Origin of the sequence: Polaribacter sp. (genome assembly GCF_039939415.1) — a bacterium.
Classification (GTDB): domain Bacteria; phylum Bacteroidota; class Bacteroidia; order Flavobacteriales; family Flavobacteriaceae; genus Polaribacter.
The window spans coordinates 1-18,412 of record NZ_JBDVJE010000080.1 but is presented as its reverse complement, the minus strand read 5'-3'; the positions used below and the strand labels follow the sequence as shown (position 1 = coordinate 18,412).

The window sequence follows — 18,412 nt, the reverse complement described above, 5'->3', positions numbered from 1 at the left end:
CTAAAATGAGTGCAACACTAATTAAGGATGTAAAAGAAACATTCATAAAAAAATTTAAAACAGATCCTTTATTAATTTTTTCCCCTGGAAGAATAAATATTATAGGAGAACACACAGATTATAATGATGGTTATGTTTTTCCTGCAGCTGTAAACAAAGGAATCGCTGCAGCAATTCATAAAAGCAATACTGGAAAATGTACTGCAATCGCATTAGATTTAGATAGCACAATAGAATTTGAACTAGACAAATTAAAACCATCAAAAGAAGGAAATTGGGAAAACTATGTTTTAGGGGTAGTTGCAGAAATTCAAAACAGAAATAAAGTAATTGGAGATTTTAACGCCGTTTTTAAAGGTAATATTCCTGGAGGAGCAGGTATGTCTTCTTCTGCAGCATTAGAAAACAGTGTTGTTTTTGGTTTAAATGAATTGTTTGATTTAGGCTTAACTAAACACGAAATGATTTTAATTTCACAAAAAGCAGAACATAATTATGTTGGTGTAAATTGTGGAATTATGGATCAATATGCAAGCATGTTTGGTATTAAAGACAACGCACTTCATTTAGACTGCAGAACCGTAGAATCTAAACCTTATAAGATAGATTTTAAAGATCATCAATTAATGCTAATAAATACAAACGTAAAACATAGTTTATCTGATAGTGCTTATAATGATAGACGCTCTGCATGTGAAAGTATTTCTAAATTATTAGGAATAAAAGCTCTTAGAGATGCCACAGAAGCAGATTTAGAAACTATAATTGATAAAGTTACACCCGCAAATTATCAAAAAGGCTTATATGTAATTCAAGAAAACTCTAGAACACTAAAAGCTGCAAAAGCTATTGAAGATGGAGATTTAACTACTCTAGGCTCTTTAATTTATCAATCTCACGAAGGTTTATCTAATCAATTCAAAGTAAGTTGCGATGAATTAGATTTTCTAGTAGAACAAGCTAAAAAAAACAAGAATGTTTTAGGTGCAAGAATGATGGGAGGAGGTTTTGGCGGATGTACAATTAATTTAATTTCAAAAACTGAAGCTAAAGCTTTTAGTGAAACCGTAGCTAAAGCATATAAAAATAAATTTAATACAGATTGTTCTGTATATTTTATTGAGCTTTCTGAAGGAACACATATCGTAAATAATCAACTATAAAATAATAAAATGAGCAATACAAATTTACAAGATTATTCTCACAAAAGATTTAATATCTTAACTGGTGAATGGGTTTTAGTTTCTCCACACAGAGCTAAAAGACCGTGGCAAGGACAAAATGAAGTTGTTAATAACGAGAAAAGACCTACTTATGATCCTTCTTGTTATTTATGCGCAGGAAATACTAGAATTAACGGAGAAGTTAACCCTGAATATACAGATGTTTTTGTTTTTACAAATGATTTTGCTGCTTTACAAAACGACTCACCTTCGTTTAATGTAAACGATGGACTCTTAAAAGCACAAAGTGAAACAGGTATTTGCAAGGTTATTTGTTTTAGTCCAGATCATTCTAAAAGTTTAGCAGATATGACTACTACTGATATTCAGAAAGTAGTATTTACTTGGCAAAAAGAATATAATGAATTGTCAGAAAATCCAAACATTAATTATGTTCAGATTTTTGAAAATAAAGGTGCTGTTATGGGATGTAGTAATCCTCATCCTCATGGGCAAATTTGGAGTCAATCTACACTTCCTAATGAAGTTGATAAAAAAGACAAACATCAATTAGCATACTATAAAGAAAAAAACAGCAGTTTATTAGAAGATTATTTAAAACAAGAACTTAAAGCAAAAGAACGTATCATTTTTGAAAATGATGATTTTGTGGTTCTGACACCTTTTTGGGCAATTTGGCCCTTTGAAGTGATGATTGCTCCTAAAAAAAGTCAGAAAAACATTTCTGAAATGAGCGAAGTTGAAACATTGAATTTCTCAGAAGCAATTTCTAAAATCACTAAAGCTTATGATGCACTATTTGAATGTTCTTTTCCTTATTCTTCAGGAATACACCAATCTCCAACAAACGGAGAAGAGAATAATCATTGGCATTGGCACATGAGTTTTTATCCCCCTTTATTAAGAAGTGCAACTGTAAAAAAGTTTATGGTTGGTTACGAAATGTTTGGTTCTCCTCAAAGAGATATTACAGCAGAACAAGCAGCAACAAGATTAAATAAGTTAATTAAATAGAATTTTTAATCTTGTTATAATAAAAAAGCCTCTAAAAACTAGTTTTTAGAGGCTTTTTTATTATTTTATTTAAATTATTACCAGAATAAACTATACAAAACAACTAGTAAAATACATATAACTATAGATCCAATATTAAACAACGGAGTCGTTTTAAATAAATCTTTTGTAATTTCAATACCTTTAGAATCATCTGCTCCTTTATTCTGCATATGACTTAATACCATAATTATAATCATAGTTAAAACAGCTGTAATTCCCATCTGATGCATCCAAGGTTCTAATCCAGGAATTGGAATAAATTTAAGTGCTAAAGCAATTGGAATAGATAAAACTGCTCCCCAAATTGCTGCATTATTTGTTGTTTTCTTCCAAAATAAACCTAAAATAAATACAGCTAATATTCCAGGACTTACCATTCCTGTAAATTCTTGAATGTATTGAAATGCTTGATCTAAACCACTTAACATTGGTGCTATTATAACAGCAATGATTAAAGCAATAGCAGCAGAAATACGGCCAACATTTACTGTCTTTTTATCATTAGCATTTTTATCTATATACTGTTTATAAATATCCATTGTAAATATTGTAGATGTAGAATTTAACATAGAAGCTAAAGAAGAAACAACTGCTGCAGCTAGAGCAGCAAAAGCAACACCTTTAAGCCCTGTAGGTAAAAATTGTAATAACCAAGGGTATGCTTTATCTGCTTGGTCAGCAGAAGGTGTATTTAACATTCCTGCTCCCCCTAAATTAGCCATAATATCTGGATCATTTACCATTACATAAGCTGCAATACCTGGCACAACAACTATTAAAGGAATAATCAACTTTAAAAATGCAGCTAATAAAATACCCTTTTGAGATTCTTTTAATGATTTAGCTGCTAAAGTTCTTTGAATAATATATTGATTGAAACCCCAATAATATAAATTAGCAACCCATAAACCACCAACTAAAACCCAAATACCTGGCAAGTTTATGTAGTTATCGTTCGATTCATCTAATATCATATGAAATTTTTCTGGAGCAGCTTCCCAAACTTTAGAGAAACCTGCAAACATACCTTCTCCTCCAGAAACAGTATTTAATGCTAGATATGTAGTAACTAAACCACCTAGAACTAAGAATACTACTTGTATAACATCTGTCCAAGCAACAGCAGACAAACCACCATATAAAGAATAAGCAGCAGCAAATAAGGCTAAGCCCATTACGGCATACATCATATCTATACCCATAATAGTTTCAATAGCTAAACCACCTAAATATAATACAGAAGTTAGATTTACAAATATGTAGAGTGCTAACCAAAAAACTGCTAAAATTGTTTTAAGATTTGTTGAGAATCGTTTTTCAACAAACTCAGGTATTGTATACAAACCTTTTTCTATAAAAATGGGTAGAAAATATTTACCAACAATAATTAAAGTTAATGCTGCCATCCACTCATAAGAGGCAATTGCAATACCTAAAGCAAATCCAGACCCAGACATACCTATAAACTGTTCTGCAGAAATATTTGCTGCAATTAAAGATGTACCAATGGCCCACCAAGGTAAAGATTTACTTGCTAAAAAGTAATCTTCTGCGTTTTTTTGGTGTCCTTTTTTGTCTCTAGAAACCCATAAGCCTACTCCCAAAATTAAAATGGCGTAGGAAACAAAGACTACATAGTCCATAATTTCAAATCCTGCTGTCATAATATAAATTAAGTTAATTTAGTTATTTTTATGTCTCAAATATAATTACTAAAAGTGTCGTTTAAAATTTAAAGAAATGTCTACTCAAATAAACTTTAAGCAAAGTTCTAGAGTTAGATGTGCTTATAAATTTTAAAATACAAAAAAAGTTTTTAAAGCGAACATGTTAATCTACATTTAAAAATGTTTCCTGACTAAATGTAAATACATCTGATGGTGTTCTTGCTTTTTGAAATAGAGATTCAATTTGTTTCACTACCTCAGGGTTTTGCGATGCAACATTATTCTCTTCTCCTAAGTCATTAGAAAGATTAAATAATTGCATTTGTTTATTTGGATTTTTTAGCACATTATATTTTACAGCTTTCCAATTACCCATTCTTATAGCTTGACGACCACCTTTTTCATGAAATTCCCAATACAAATAAGCATGTTCTTCTTGGTTTTTACTATTACCTAATAATTCTGGTAAAAAAGAAATTCCATCAATATTATTAGGAACTTTAACATTTGTAATATCTGCAAAAGTTGGAAAAACATCCCAGAAAGCAGAAACATGATCTGATTTACTACCCGCTTTTATTTTACCTGCCCATTTAGCAATCATAGGTACTCTTATTCCTCCTTCATATAAATCTCTCTTTGTTCCTTTAAAGACTCCATTACTATTAAAATACTCTGGATCTGCACCACCTTCTCTATGAGGTCCATTATCCGAAGTGAAAATAATAATAGTATTATCTTCTATTCCTAATTCTGTAACTTTATTCATAATATCTCCTACCTGTTGGTCTAATAAATCTATCATTGCTACAAAAGCAGCATGAGATTCATTTTGAGAAGCATACAATCCTTTTCTATATTTTGGACCTTCATCTACACCAACAAATTTCTTTTCGGGCAAAAATTTATTCTTATATTTTTTCATTAATGCTTCTGGAGCAGCAAGTTCTGCATGTGGTATAATAGAAGCTACGTATAAGAAAAATGGTTTCGATTTATTTTTCTCAATAAACTGTAACGTTTTATCATGAATTAAAGTTGGTGCATATTCTTTTTTTGATAATCCTGCATTTCCTTTTAATACAATTGAATCCTTATTAGACCACAAATGATCTGGGTAATAATGATGCCCTAAACGTTGGCAATTATATCCGTAAAATTCATCAAACCCTTGACTTATTGGATCTCCTTCTGAACCAGGAAAACCAAGCCCCCATTTACCAAAAGCACCAGTAACATAACCAGCCTCTTTCATTACTTCTGCCAATGTATAAGTATCATCTGGTATAGGATATTGACCTTCTGGTTGAATTTCTTTATTACCTCTAACTACGGTATGTCCTGTATGCATTCCTGTAAGCAATGCTGACCTCGAAGGTGCGCAAACTGTACTTCCAGAATAATGTTCAGAAAACAACATACCCTGAGTAGCCAATTTATCTATATTAGGCGTTTTAAATTTTTCTTGTCCATAACAACTTAAATCTCCATATCCAAGATCATCTGCCAATATATATATTATGTTTGGCTGTTGATTATTAACTAGAGTTTGGCTCACTTTTGTAGATTCATTTTTCTTATTTTTATTTGAAAAACTACAAGATACTAGAGTCATTGCTGTTGCTATAACAATTATTGGTAAAGAAAATTTAGACATTAAGATTCATTTTAAAAAAACATAAATTGAGTTATTAGTCCATTAACATTTAATTTGTTAAAACCTTAGCAAAAAATAAAAAAATATTTCTTTTAAACACTTCATAGACTTATCACATCAAAACTACAAACATAGGTTGTAGTAGTTTTCTCTTTTATTACTTAAATTTGTTGCAAAACTCCTCTATTAGAGTATAAAATCTTAATTTGCAACATAATTACCCTTAAGCCACAACATGTTGAATCTATAACAACTTAGTTGCTTAAAAAAAAAAAGAGATATTGTGAATTAGTTAAATATTAGTTTTTAAACAGCTTTAACACAATATTTAAGTTAAACAACACCCTATTATAATATTAGATAATGCAACAAATGTTCTTTAGCAAAAAAAATTATATCTCCGTTTTTATTTTCATTGTAAGTTTTACTTGTATTTACTCACAATCAGACAAAACATATTTCCATGAACTAGAAACACAAGGCATTCCTTTTAACAAAAAAGTAAACACATTATTTGTAGACAGCTATGGATATCTTTGGATTGGAAGTGATACTGGTTTATACAAATATGATGGAAACAACTTAATTTCATATCAATTAGATGCATTTGATCCACACTCAATACCAAACAACAGTATTAATTCTATCATTGAAGATGATAATAAAAACTTATGGATTGGGAGTGAAAGTTATTTAATTCACTTTAACAGGAAAGAGGAAAAGTTTAAAGGTTTTTACAAAAACATCACTGTAAAAGTCTTAAAAAAAACAGCTAATGGAAACATTTGGGCAAATTTAAAAAGCACAGGACTAGTAAAAATTAAACCCGGAAAGGAATTTGACACTGTTAATTTTGATACGAAATTTAATTACACAAACAACTCTAATATAGTTAGAATAAATAGACAGATAAATTCTTTTGTAGAAGATCGTTTTGGAAGAAATTGGTTAGGTACACCTAAAGGGATTCTGATATTGAATGATAAAAATGAATATATACAAACCAATTTTACAAACAACATTAGGTCAATAAATACTTTTGAAAATAATAAGATCATAGCACTCACACCCAATGGTTTTTATATTTTAGGCTATAATAAAACTGATTTTAAAGTTGAAATTTTAGAACATTATGAAAATTTCATAAGTTCTTTTTCTCCAAATGCAAATTCAACAGCACTAACTATAGATCCAAATAAAAAAGACATTTGGATTGGCACTTCAGGAGGTTTATTTAAAGCTATTAGAAAGAACAATAGTTATGATTTTATTAGTTTTCAAAAAGACAGAGCAGAAGGTGATTTAAAAAGCAAACACATAAGCAACCTAACATTTGATACAAATGGAAACTTATGGATTGGCTCACTAAAAGGAATTAATAAACATCTTGGAGGAACTTCAATTTTTAATTTTAACAGAATAGAAACATCTAATAATTTTTATAACTTAAATACCAGAAGTATGTTATACCACTCACCTAACACCGTTCTAGTTGGGATGAATGATGGGCTTTATCGTTATAATCCTAAATTAAATAATTATTTTAAAATTAAAACAGCAATAAAAAGCAGTGTCAATCATATTTCAAAAAACTTTGAAAAAGATAAACTTTTACTTGTAAGTAATAGCAGTCTTTATATAACAGATATTTATAAACCTTTAAAAAAAGAATTAAAGTTAGAAGTAATACAAAAATTTAAAAATCAGATAATAGATATTGCAGCTGTTAGCAAAAATGAAATATGGGTTGGTCTTTGGAATGGTGGAGTTAAAATTATTAATTCAGAAAATCAACTATCACAATTTAAAAAAGAAGTGATAGCAAAACTTTCTGGCAATCATACTTCTACGCTACTTTTTACAAAAAACAATGAATTATGGGTAGGTACTCGAGGTGAAGGACTCTTTAAAATTGATTTTAATAATGAAACAATTGAAGAGTATTTACCTTCCATAAAAAACGGGCTAACATCTAATGCTATATTAAGTTTGCATGAAGATCGTAAAGAAAATATATGGATAGGAACAAGAGGAGGTGGTTTAAATAAATATATTAAAAGCTTAAATAAATTTAAGCATTATGGAAAATCAAATGAATTAACCTCTAATACAATTTCTGCGATAGAAGAAGATAAGAATGGAAATTTATGGTTGAGTTCTCAAAACGGGTTAATTAGGTTTGATTTAAAAAACGAAAAATTTAGACATTTTGGTATTGAAGAAGGGATAAAAGAAAGTCAATTTGTTTACAATTCAAGTACATCAAATAACACACTTAACAATCTCTTTTTTGGTTGTACTGGAGGATTTTATACTGTTTTTACAGATAAGTTCTCTAAAAACAACAAAATTCCTACAACAGTAATTACTAGTTTTACTACTCTTGGTGCCACAAAAGCAGATCAAACAAATTCAGCATTAAAGTCATCAAGTACTATTAAAATCCATTCTAAAAAACCTATAATTTTACCTTACAATCAAAACAATATTGTTGTTAACTTCTCTTCTTTAGATCTAACAACACCCATAAAAAATGAATATGCATATAAGTTAGAAGGGCTAAATAATTATTGGGTTTATACAAATGCAACAAATAGAAATGCAAATTACAATGATCTTTCTCCAGGTTCATATACATTTAAAGTAAAAAGTTCTAATAGTGATGGTGTTTGGAATGAGACTCCAGAAGAATTGGAATTTACAATTGAACCCCCATTTTGGGAAAGTAGTTTGGCGTATTTTGGCTATTTTCTTATTTCTTTAATTTTACTTTTAATAAGTGCTGTATTAATTAGAAGATGGTATCGTTTAAAAAAGAATTTAGTAACAGAAACTATTAGTAGAGAAAAAGACAATGAACATAATAGAATGAAAATGGTCTTTTTTACAGACATTTCTCACGAATTACGAACTCCTCTTTCTTTAATTTTTGGGACTATTGAAAAAGTTATAAAAGAGAAAAATTATACACTAAATCCAATAACCTCTCAACGAATATACAACAACACACTTAGAATGAGAAGGTTAATAAACCAAATAATGGATATTCGAAAATTTGATAGTGGTAAATTTAAATTAAGAATTACAAAAAACAATATTGTTAAAGATATAGACATTATAAAAAATGCTTTTAACGATTTTGCAAAAATGTCTAATATTAAATACGAATTCATTTCAAATGAAAACAAAATAAAAGGCTGGTATGATGTAGATATATTAGAAAAAATACTATTCAACCTACTCTCTAATGCGTTTAAATACACACAAAAAAATGGGGAAATAAGTGTTAATCTAGAATTGGTAGAAGTAAACAATAATAACTCAAAAGACCTACATTTAAAACAAGGAACTTATATTAAGTGTTTTGTTAGAGACAATGGTATTGGCATACCAGAAAAAGATTTACCTTTTATTTTTGATAGATATTACCAAGCAACAAAATCTTCTGGTAATAATATACCTGGAACAGGAATTGGAATGGAATTAGTTCAAAAACTAATAGAAAGACATCATGGTACAATATCTGTAGAAAGCAAAGTAAATACATTAACTAAATTTACTTTTTTACTACCAATTGATAAAAAAAGTTATAGTGAAGATGAACGTTTAGAAATATCTGAACCATTAAAAAAGAATTTTATTAAAAATTCTGAATTCCAAGTTATAGAAGAAGTTTCTTTAGCTCATGATGCTAAAACCAAACCAAAAAAGAATAAACCTAAAATTTTAATTGTAGAAGACAATCCTGATTTAAGACAAATGCTAAAAGATGAATTAGAAAATGACTTTTACGTAAAAGAAGCTTCTAACGGTATTGAAGGTTATGACGCTGCTTTAAAAGAAAAACCTTTACTTATTATTAGTGATATATTAATGCCTCTTGAAGACGGAATATCTATGCTTAAACGCATAAAAGAATCGCCTGAAATAAATAAAATTCCAATATTTATGCTTACAGCAAAAAACTCTGAAGAAACAAAAATTGAATGCTTAAGCATGGGAGCTGATGATTACATAGAAAAACCATTTAGTTTAGAATTTGTAAAATGGAAAATAAAAAATGCTTTAACATCTAGAAAACATCTTAAAGAAAAATACAGTAAAGAAATTAATATAGAACCTTCTGAAATTGAAGTTGATTCTAATAATGATAAATTCATCCGAAAACTAGTGAAAATAATAGAAAACTCAATGAGTGACAATCTATTAAGTGTAGAGTTTCTTGCATCTGAAGTTGGAATGAGTAGGGCTAACTTATATCGAAAACTGCAAGCGATTTTAAATGAAACACCTGTAAATTTTATCAAAAAAATTAGATTAAAACGTGCAGAACAACTTTTAAAGAAAAATGAACTTTATCTTTCTGAAATAGCATATATGACAGGATTTAATAATCAAAAATATTTTGGAAAATGTTTTCAGAAAGAATATGGTATGAGCCCAACAGAATACATAAAGCAACACAAAAATAATTAAAGCTCCCTAAAATTAAAAACTATTTATATTTGTGTTAATATTATTAACAATGATAGAATAAAACAGTTAATACAAAACTACACAACCCTACTATTCTAATTGATTATGATAATCTGTAATGAAAAAATCTAATTTAAATGATTAACAATTATTAAGAAACACCTAACATAGATGCTTTAGCTAAAGTTATTATTTCTAGTGATTGGAAATTATATCATTATTCAATTGAGCTCTACAACCTAAAAAAGATCTTTCTGAAAACAAACCATAATAGAAAAATACAAAAAGCAACAGAAATATTTAAAAGTTAAAAGAATACAGGTTAAAAACAAAAGCTAAAATATTTAGTAAAAAAAACTAAATATTATACAGAATACGAAAAAACAAAACAGAGGAAAACAATTAATTATCAATCAGAAAAAAAACTGCAATATTAACTACATATAAAATACCCTATTTTTATCTTATATATTATACAATAGTATTTAAATAAACCTCTTTAATTTTACCTTTATACAACAACTCTTAAAAAGTACTCAAACACTTCATATATTGCTTTTTAACATCAAATAATCACATTTAAAATAAAATTTGTACTTATTTTTTGTTTTAATTATTATTCTGAAAATACAACAAATACCTATCCTTTCATACTATTTGAAGCCATCATTTTTTATATGCAACATTTTTACCCATAACACGAAACCTCTTCACCCTAGTTAAAAAAGGTTTTTTATTAATTTTAAGAATTAATTAATTTAATTACAAAACTTAATAAAAAATGAAAAAAAATTTACTCTTATTTGCTGTTATTTTCACAGTAACTTTAACAAATGCACAACTTACAGCAGACGCTACTTTTAGCGATGAATTATTCACATATACAGTTACAACAACTGATGAACCTGGGTCTCCAAATACAGTATCACTTACCGGAAGTGTAGATGGAGTTACTTTACCTGATGCTTTAGTTATACCTGCAACAGTAACTGAAGGTGGCTTTGACTATGATATTACATTAATTGCAAACCAAGCTTTTAAAGACTCTTCAATTACTTCTTTAACAGTTGAAGGTGAAACTGTAATTGGTAATCAATCATTTTGGGGAGCTTTAAATCTTGTTTCTGTAGATGCTCCTCTTTCAACCGTTATTTTTAATCAAGCATTTAGAAGTTGTGAATCTCTTACCGATGTAAATATACCCAAAGTAATTTCTGTTGGAGTCCAGTCTTTTAGAGCTTGTTTAGCTCTTAAGAGCATAGATTTACCAAGCGCAACAACTCTTGGTAATGGTGTAGGTGCAGGTTTAACATTTTGGCAATCAACTGCATTGGAAACAATAAATATGCCTGTAATGGATTCTATTTCTGTTGGAGCATTTAATGGATGTAGTTCACTTAAATCTATAAGATTTCCTGCCTCATTAACTAAATTAGATGAAACAAACTTTAATATGTTTAAAGGATGTACAAGTTTAAAAGAAGTAATTATAGAATATACAACATTTATACCACTAACAAAAGATACAAGTCATGCAAATGTATCAATATTTAATGATGTGACTGCGAATGCTACTTTAGCTATTACTGGTGCAGAAAACATAGCTACATATCAATCATCAGATGTATGGAAAGATTTTTCTGGTTTTACATTAGGTGTAAATTCTATTCAAAAAATATCTTTAAGTTCGTATCCAAATCCTGTTGTAGATAAATTATACTTTTCTGCAAATGATGTTTTTTCTGCAGAAGTTTATAATATTTTAGGAGCTAAAGTAAGTTCTCAAAAAGTTTCAAACGGTGTAGATTTATCTCAACTTAATAGCGGTATTTATTTTGTGAAAGCGAAGAACGTTGAAGGCTTAGACTTTAAAACAATTAAAGTTATTAAACAATAACCTAATTTTTCTTTAAAATAAAAAAAGGAGTAACTTTGAATAAAGTTACTCCTTTTTTTTCGATAATTCTATTTATTAATGATAAAAATAGATGCAACATTCTCACCCAAAACTTGAAACCTAAATAACCTTAAAAAAAATAACTATTACGTAAATTTATGATATTATAAAAATAATCTTAAAACTAATAAATATGAAAAAAATTTACGCAACACTGTTACTATTAAGTATTAGCTTATTTACTTACGCTCAAGGCCCAAAGTTTATCATAGATTTTGAAGGGGCAGATCCACTTGCTAACTTACCAGCAGGGGTTACAAGTGTTAATCCACAAGATCATTATGAAACTCCGGAAGCCCCTGGTGTATTTAGTGATTCAATTGTTGCATACATAGCTAAAAATTCATATTACTTTATTGAAGAAGGAGGAGATTTTGTAAATGATGAATTATTTACGCAACGAAATCAATTTGATAATGTAGTTAAAGATGTAATTGGTAATAAATTATTACAAACTGATTATACAGGTCATGTTATTATTGATGAACAAGCTTTAGGAACTGATAGTTATACTATTAGGTTAAATCTTTCTGTTTTTGGGCATAGTATGGGTTCAACCGATTGTGGAATATTTACCATAACAGGGAATAATGGAGGTACGTATGAAGCAGACTGGTTTACGTCAAAAAATGGTGGGTACGCTCTTGGTTTTGGCGATACAGGAGGTGTTGGTGGAGCTAGTGGTTTTGCCTATGGAACTGCAACCCCACCATATAGAGAAATAGTTATTACTTACAACGATACTGATAAACTTTATAGAATATATATAGAGGGTGTTGAGAAAATAATTTCGGATGAAGCACAAACAAGTGGTGATTGGACGGATAGAAAATTTTATATAGGTTTTGCCGGTAGAAACTCTATTGGAGCAGGAGATGGTATAAGTCATATAGATACGTCAACTGGAAACTTTACTAGTAATGGTGTTAGAAATGATGGAAGAGTTGCAGATTTGCAAATGAGAATGGACAATATAGAGGTTTACCAAAGAGCAATATCTGATGCAGAGGTAACAACTCTTTTTAACGGTGGTACTCTTTCTGTGAACAACCAATCTAAAGAAATTTTTAATTCATACCCTAACCCAGTTGTAGATTATTTACATTTTTCATCAAACGATATCTATTCTGTAGAGGTTTATAATATTTTAGGAGCTAAAGTTAGTTCTCAAAAAGCTGTAAAAAGTGTTGACATGACCAATCTTAATAAAGGTATTTATATTGTAAAAGCCATAAACAATGAAACTTCAAATGTTTCAACAATAAAAGTTATTAAACAGTAATTTTAATTTTTCTTTTCATAAAAAGAGAGTAACTTTATAAAAGTTACTCTCTTTTTTTATATCTAGTTGTACTAAATTCTTAGTTTTGATATTTAAGTACATAGTTATTACTACCATCACTACCATCAAGAGCTACACCACTAGGGCAATAAAGGTATTCTGGTTCATTATTAGCATCCATTAACAATTGTGGTCTTTCAAATTTTACTTTTTTACCATAACGTGTATTTGCTCCTTCTGGCACTTTACCATTTAAGTAAAAATCTTGCGCATTATGAAATCCTGATAAAGGTGCTGCATTAAATTGTATGCCATCATCAGACACCCAAAGCAAACCTCCTCCTTTTTCTAAAATACCATGGTTATCTGTGGTTAACAAACACACTTTATCTTTCCATATAAAAGCATAGCCATCTTCTATTCTAACCTTATTGGTTGTAATTGGATTTGGTTGTATAACATACGGTCCTTCTAATTTTTCTGAAATAGCAACTCCCATACTTACTTTTGCTCCTGTTCCTTTAGGACCTGCCATGGCTTTAAAGTACAAATAATATTTTCCGTTTGGATGTTTTATCAATCCAGGATTATTAACACCAAGACCACTATTATAACACCAAATAGAAGCATCGTTTGGCGGACTTAACAAAGGGATATCCTTATTTGGTTTTTCTGTCCAAGGACCGTTAAGACTATCACTTACCAACATGCCTATTCTTTGACTAGGACCATGGTTTTTTCCTCCATCATTTGCTATAAATATCAACACATATTTGTCATCAATCTTTTTAATACTTGGGTTATGAAAACCAGCAGCATTCCAAGTACCATCTCTTTTTCCTTGTGCTACAATTTCTACAAATTTAAAAGGCCCTTCTGCACTTTTAGCTACATAATGTGCAATTTCACTGTTATAGCGCCAAGCCTTTTTAAAGGGTGTTTCTGATGACCATCTTGCAGAAAACAAATGTACATTTCCTTTCTCATCTCTAATTGGTGAACTACCCCAAACATCATAACCAGTTTGATTTACTGCTTCTCCAATAAATCTCCAATGATTGGACATAGCTGTTGGAGTATGTATTTCTTTTTGTATAGTCTCTGTTTCTTTAACTTCTTGATTCTTGTTTTTTTTGTTTTGACAAGACGTAATAAACAAGAAAAGTAAGACTGTACTTAATATTATTTTTTTCATAAAATATTTTATTAAAATAATTGTTGTTTTAGAACAAGTAATACTGTGTTTATTCTGATATGTTAAATGAAACATGTGTAAATGAACCAGGTGTTATGTCTATAAGAAATTGATTTTCTTCTACGGGTTCTATCACAAAAGATTCTCCTAAAGGTTCATCATCATCATCCCATTGTGTTACATTTATATCTCCATCAATTTTAAAACCATCTAAAATTCCTACAGGATAATCTTTGTAAAAAGTAGGTGTATAATTTACGGCATTACATGGACTAACAGTATTTATAAAAAACACATTTACTTCATTACCTCTTATATACGCTCTACTATGTAGCTTGAACCTACTTAATACTTCTTCACCATCATGATCTAACATCCTTATAGGTTGTGAACCAATCAAAGCTTCAGTATATGCTCTGGTAATATAATGTCTAGGTGCATTCCCACCAGATAAAGGATAATCCCACCAACTTACCAAGTCTAATCCAAGATCAGTCCAATCAAACATGCATCCAATAGCAAGTTCGGAAGTCCAAATTTCTCTATCTTTTTCATAAATATTACTACATCTAAGGGCATCCCAATGTGCTTCTGTAGCCCAAGCTTCACGAAATTTATCACTTTGAGCCAGTTCATACTCGAATTTTAGATTTGGATGATTCGTTTCATTATGGTGGTTCATGTAATAATGATTTCCAAACACGTCAAATCTATCTTGTCCATTAATTTTATACAAATCGTTAAAAGATCCAGATTCACCTAATGGTTTATAGAATTCTGGAGCCACAACTTTTGGCACAACATAACCAAGTCTTGCAGTTCTTGCTCTAAGTGTATCAACAGCTATCGTAAAATCTGTAACATCCATTCTAGCAGCTTCTTTATCAAAAGCAACATAATTTACTTCATGTCCATTTTTATCCATAAACTCAATATAATCAACAATCAATTGTGCATATTTTACAGGATTCGGCACAGTTGGCGCTTCTGTTGTTACCCAATCAGGAAAATACTCTGCTTTATCTGATGTTAAAACTTTTAAACCTAAAAAAATTATAAAAGGTTCAGTACCATAATAAGATGCTTTGGCATTTTCTATGGATTTTAAAAGAGTTGTGTAAACACTTTCTATCACCTCTCCTTCTGCAGGATGTCCTCCAAAAGCATCACCACAATATAATGGAACCCTAAGACCATTCATTTTGGCCTGACCACTAGCTTCTCCAAAAGCTTTCTCTGCATTACTGATATTACTTAAGGCTCCAGCATTATGATTCAAATCATACATATGATATTTTGTAACCTTACCAAATTTTTCAAGTGGAGAAATAGTTGCTTGGTTTTCAAAAACAGGTTTTACATAATCTGGTATTTCTACAACATATTCTTTAAAACTACCATTAGCATAAAGTCTAAACTTTTCTGCAAGTCCCCATTTACTTATTCTTGTATCTGGGTTAGGGCTAATTAATGACACATCTTCTGAATACTGATAATCTACAGAAGTTATATCTAAAGGGTTGCTTACATTAGGTAATGAAATTGTATTTTGATCATTATCAATTACACCAATAGATTTTACTCCTGATGATAAAGTAACATCAAATTTAGTGAACCTTAAATCTATATCGTTTATTATCTGTTCTTCTGATTCTTTGCTACAATTAAGAAACAATACTAGGGAAAGTATTACTAAGTTAATTTTTTTCATAATAGTTTGTTATGGTTGATTTGTTTGTTATACAATGTACCTAAAACACTCACAACAAAAGGAGTACCTTTGTAACAACTATGGAGTGATAATGTTACAATTCAGGTTTTTTTATAATCTAAAGAGAAAAATATGTCTTTCTTTTTTATTAATAATCAAATGTTAATACTTCTCCTTTTTTAGTTTCTATTTCTTTTACATCTTCATTGTAACGGAGTTTTAGTGTATTCCCTAATTTAGATGTAACCACTAACGTTTTTAATTTTCCTAACTCCCAAGTTATATCAATTTCAAACCCTTTTTTAGCTACAATTCCTTTAATACTTCCTGATTGCCATTCTGAAGGTAATGCTGGTAATATATGTATTTCATCATTATGACTTTGTAATAACATTTCTGTAATACCAGAAACTACACCAAAATTTCCATCAATTTGAAAAGGAGGATGCACATCTAAAAGATTTGGTAAAGTAGATTTTCTTTGTAAGGCTAAAATATTTTCATAAGCTTTATCTCCTTGTAACAAGCGTGCGTAGAAATTAATAATCCAAGCTCTACTCCACCCTGTATGTCCTCCACCATGAGATAATCTACCTTCTAGTGTTTTTTTAGCAGCTTCAAAAAGTTCTGGTGTTTGTGATTTTGAAATTTGATTTGATGGATGCAAGGCATATAAGTGTGAAATATGCCTGTGTCCTGGTTCTGCTTCTTTTAATTCTTCAGCCCACTCTAACAATCTACCATCACTACCAATTTCAAGAGGAGGCATTTGTTCTATTTTCGACTTTAAAATTGCACTAAAATCAGCATCTGTATTTAAAATTTCTGCTGCTTTTATGCAGTTATTAAATAACTCAAAAATAATGGTACGATCCATTGTTGGGCCCATGTTCAAAGTAGCTTTTTTTCCTGCTGGTGTTAGGAAATTATTTTCTGGAGATATAGAAGGTCCACTTACTAAAAATCCTGTATTAGGATTGGTTACCATAAAATCTACAAAGAACAATGCCGCTTCTTTCATAATAGGATACGCTTTGTTTTTTAAGTATTCTTTGTCTTCAGTGTATTCGTAATGCGTAAATAAATGTTCACAAGCCCAAGCTGCTCCCATAGGCCACATGGCATATCTCGATTTTCCAAAAGCAGCAGTCGTATGCCACACATCACTAGTATGATGCGCAACAAAACCACGGGAGTTATATGTTTTTCTGGCTGTAACTCGTCCTTTTTTACGTAAATTATTTACAAAATCTAAGAAAGGTTCGTGACATTCAGATAGGTTTGCCATTTCTGCCATCCAATAATTCATTTGAACATTAATGTTGGTGTGATAATCTGAATTCCATGGTGGTGTAAATCCTTTTGCCCAAATACCTTGTAGGTTTGCAGGTAAAGTGCCTGGTCTAGAACTACTAATTAATAAATATCTTCCAAATTGATATTGTAATTGTGTTAAATAATTATCTGAGATTCCTTTTTTAACTTTTTTTAAACGAACATCAGTAGGGAAGTCTTCTCCTGTTTTTTTAGAAATCTTAAAATCAACTCTATTAAATAAAGCTTGATAGTCTGAAACATGTCTGTCTAAAAGTTCATTGTAAGAAGTGTTTTCTATTTTATTTAAAACGAGGTTACTTTCTTTCTCTGGATCTAAACCTCTGTAATTACTTACGGCAACTACTTTGATGATAATTTCATCAGCATTAGAAATGGTTATTTTTTCTTTTTCAACTTTAGAGATACCTCCTTTGGTTTTAAAATCTACAATTGCATGATATGTAACACCGTGTCCATTTCCTACATGTTCTGAAAATTCTATACGGTTTTCAGAAATTATAATTTTAGTTTGTTCACTACGTTTTATCCAAGTAGAAATATTTATTTTTCCTTTAGCATCGGCTGTAAATTTATAAACCATTGCTTTGTCTGGAAAACTAGAAAAATATTCTCTTTTAAAAGTAACACCTTTGTTTTTAAACGTTGTAGTTGCTACAGACTGGTTAAGGTCTAATTCTCTTTTGTAATTTGTAACCGAATCTAAATTTGGAGTTTCTACAAATAAATTCCCCAACATTTGGTATGTGTTTTTACCTCCTGATAGTCTTTTATTTAGAACTTTATTGTCAACAAGTTTTTCAGCAACTTTATACTTACCTGCAAAAAGCAATTTCTGAATAGTATCTATATATTTACCAGCATCTTTTTTATCTACATAAGAATCCTTTCC

At 29.7% G+C, this 18,412-nt stretch carries 10 protein-coding genes; 5 read left to right on the top strand and 5 right to left on the bottom strand.

The window, feature by feature from the left end; all coding sequences use genetic code 11:
- The first annotated feature begins 5 nt into the window (after nucleotides 1-5).
- Nucleotides 6-1,163: a galactokinase gene (gene galK / locus ABJG40_RS13130; protein ID WP_348025043.1), complete on the top strand. Its 1,158-nt coding sequence runs from the start codon at nucleotides 6-8 to the stop codon at nucleotides 1,161-1,163.
- A 9-nt stretch (nucleotides 1,164-1,172) separates the two neighbouring features.
- Nucleotides 1,173-2,198 (top strand): UDP-glucose--hexose-1-phosphate uridylyltransferase, encoded by a 1,026-nt coding sequence (locus tag ABJG40_RS13125; RefSeq protein WP_348025042.1) that lies wholly within the window; start codon nucleotides 1,173-1,175, stop codon nucleotides 2,196-2,198.
- A gap of 77 nt (nucleotides 2,199-2,275) precedes the next feature.
- Here ABJG40_RS13125 and ABJG40_RS13120 read toward each other — a convergent pair whose 3' ends face one another.
- Nucleotides 2,276-3,904, bottom strand: coding sequence for a sodium/sugar symporter (locus ABJG40_RS13120; protein WP_348025041.1), 1,629 nt, complete (start codon nucleotides 3,902-3,904; stop codon nucleotides 2,276-2,278).
- Nucleotides 3,905-4,070: 166 nt separating this feature from the next.
- Nucleotides 4,071-5,564 carry an arylsulfatase gene (locus tag ABJG40_RS13115; protein ID WP_348025040.1) on the bottom strand — a complete coding sequence of 498 codons (1,494 nt, stop codon included), beginning with the start codon at nucleotides 5,562-5,564 and terminating at the stop codon, nucleotides 4,071-4,073.
- Nucleotides 5,565-5,936: 372 nt separating this feature from the next.
- Here ABJG40_RS13115 and ABJG40_RS13110 point away from each other — a divergent pair, with 372 nt between their 5' ends.
- The 3 genes from ABJG40_RS13110 to ABJG40_RS13100 all read left to right on the top strand — a co-directional run bounded on the left by ABJG40_RS13110 (nucleotide 5,937) and on the right by ABJG40_RS13100 (nucleotide 13,279).
- Entirely contained in the window at nucleotides 5,937-10,040 is a 4,104-nt protein-coding gene (locus tag ABJG40_RS13110) for a two-component regulator propeller domain-containing protein (protein ID WP_348025039.1), read from the top strand.
- Between the two features lie 781 nt (nucleotides 10,041-10,821).
- Complete coding sequence (locus tag ABJG40_RS13105) at nucleotides 10,822-11,937, top strand: leucine-rich repeat domain-containing protein (RefSeq protein WP_348025038.1); 1,116 nt, start codon at nucleotides 10,822-10,824, stop codon at nucleotides 11,935-11,937.
- Nucleotides 11,938-12,130: 193 nt separating this feature from the next.
- A complete protein-coding gene (locus ABJG40_RS13100) occupies nucleotides 12,131-13,279 on the top strand; it encodes a T9SS type A sorting domain-containing protein (RefSeq protein WP_348025037.1) in 1,149 nt (382 codons plus the stop codon).
- A 79-nt stretch (nucleotides 13,280-13,358) separates the two neighbouring features.
- Here the strand turns inward: ABJG40_RS13100 and ABJG40_RS13095 are convergent, their stop codons facing one another.
- The 3 genes from ABJG40_RS13095 to ABJG40_RS13085 all read right to left on the bottom strand — a co-directional run.
- A complete protein-coding gene (locus ABJG40_RS13095) occupies nucleotides 13,359-14,474 on the bottom strand; it encodes a glycoside hydrolase family protein (protein ID WP_348025036.1) in 1,116 nt (371 codons plus the stop codon).
- Nucleotides 14,475-14,523: 49 nt separating this feature from the next.
- Nucleotides 14,524-16,185: a hypothetical protein gene (locus ABJG40_RS13090; protein ID WP_348025035.1), complete on the bottom strand. Its 1,662-nt coding sequence runs from the start codon at nucleotides 16,183-16,185 to the stop codon at nucleotides 14,524-14,526.
- Nucleotides 16,186-16,333: 148 nt separating this feature from the next.
- Nucleotides 16,334-18,412, bottom strand: a 2,079-nt coding sequence (locus tag ABJG40_RS13085) for a glycoside hydrolase family 95 protein (RefSeq protein ID WP_348025034.1), incomplete at its 5' end; no start/stop codon positions are given.

Bases quoted from the DNA above. Each gene is read 5' to 3' on its own strand.
- ABJG40_RS13105 (WP_348025038.1), top strand. From the start codon at position 10,822: ATGAAAAAAAATTTACTCTTATTTGCTGTTATTTTCACAGTAACTTTA.
- ABJG40_RS13110 (WP_348025039.1), top strand. From the start codon at position 5,937: ATGTTCTTTAGCAAAAAAAATTATATCTCCGTTTTTATTTTCATTGTA.
- ABJG40_RS13120 (WP_348025041.1), bottom strand. From the start codon at position 3,904: ATGACAGCAGGATTTGAAATTATGGACTATGTAGTCTTTGTTTCCTAC.
- ABJG40_RS13115 (WP_348025040.1), bottom strand. From the start codon at position 5,564: ATGTCTAAATTTTCTTTACCAATAATTGTTATAGCAACAGCAATGACT.
- ABJG40_RS13100 (WP_348025037.1), top strand. From the start codon at position 12,131: ATGAAAAAAATTTACGCAACACTGTTACTATTAAGTATTAGCTTATTT.
- ABJG40_RS13090 (WP_348025035.1), bottom strand. From the start codon at position 16,185: ATGAAAAAAATTAACTTAGTAATACTTTCCCTAGTATTGTTTCTTAAT.
- galK (WP_348025043.1), top strand. From the start codon at position 6: ATGAGTGCAACACTAATTAAGGATGTAAAAGAAACATTCATAAAAAAA.
- ABJG40_RS13125 (WP_348025042.1), top strand. From the start codon at position 1,173: ATGAGCAATACAAATTTACAAGATTATTCTCACAAAAGATTTAATATC.
- ABJG40_RS13095 (WP_348025036.1), bottom strand. From the start codon at position 14,474: ATGAAAAAAATAATATTAAGTACAGTCTTACTTTTCTTGTTTATTACG.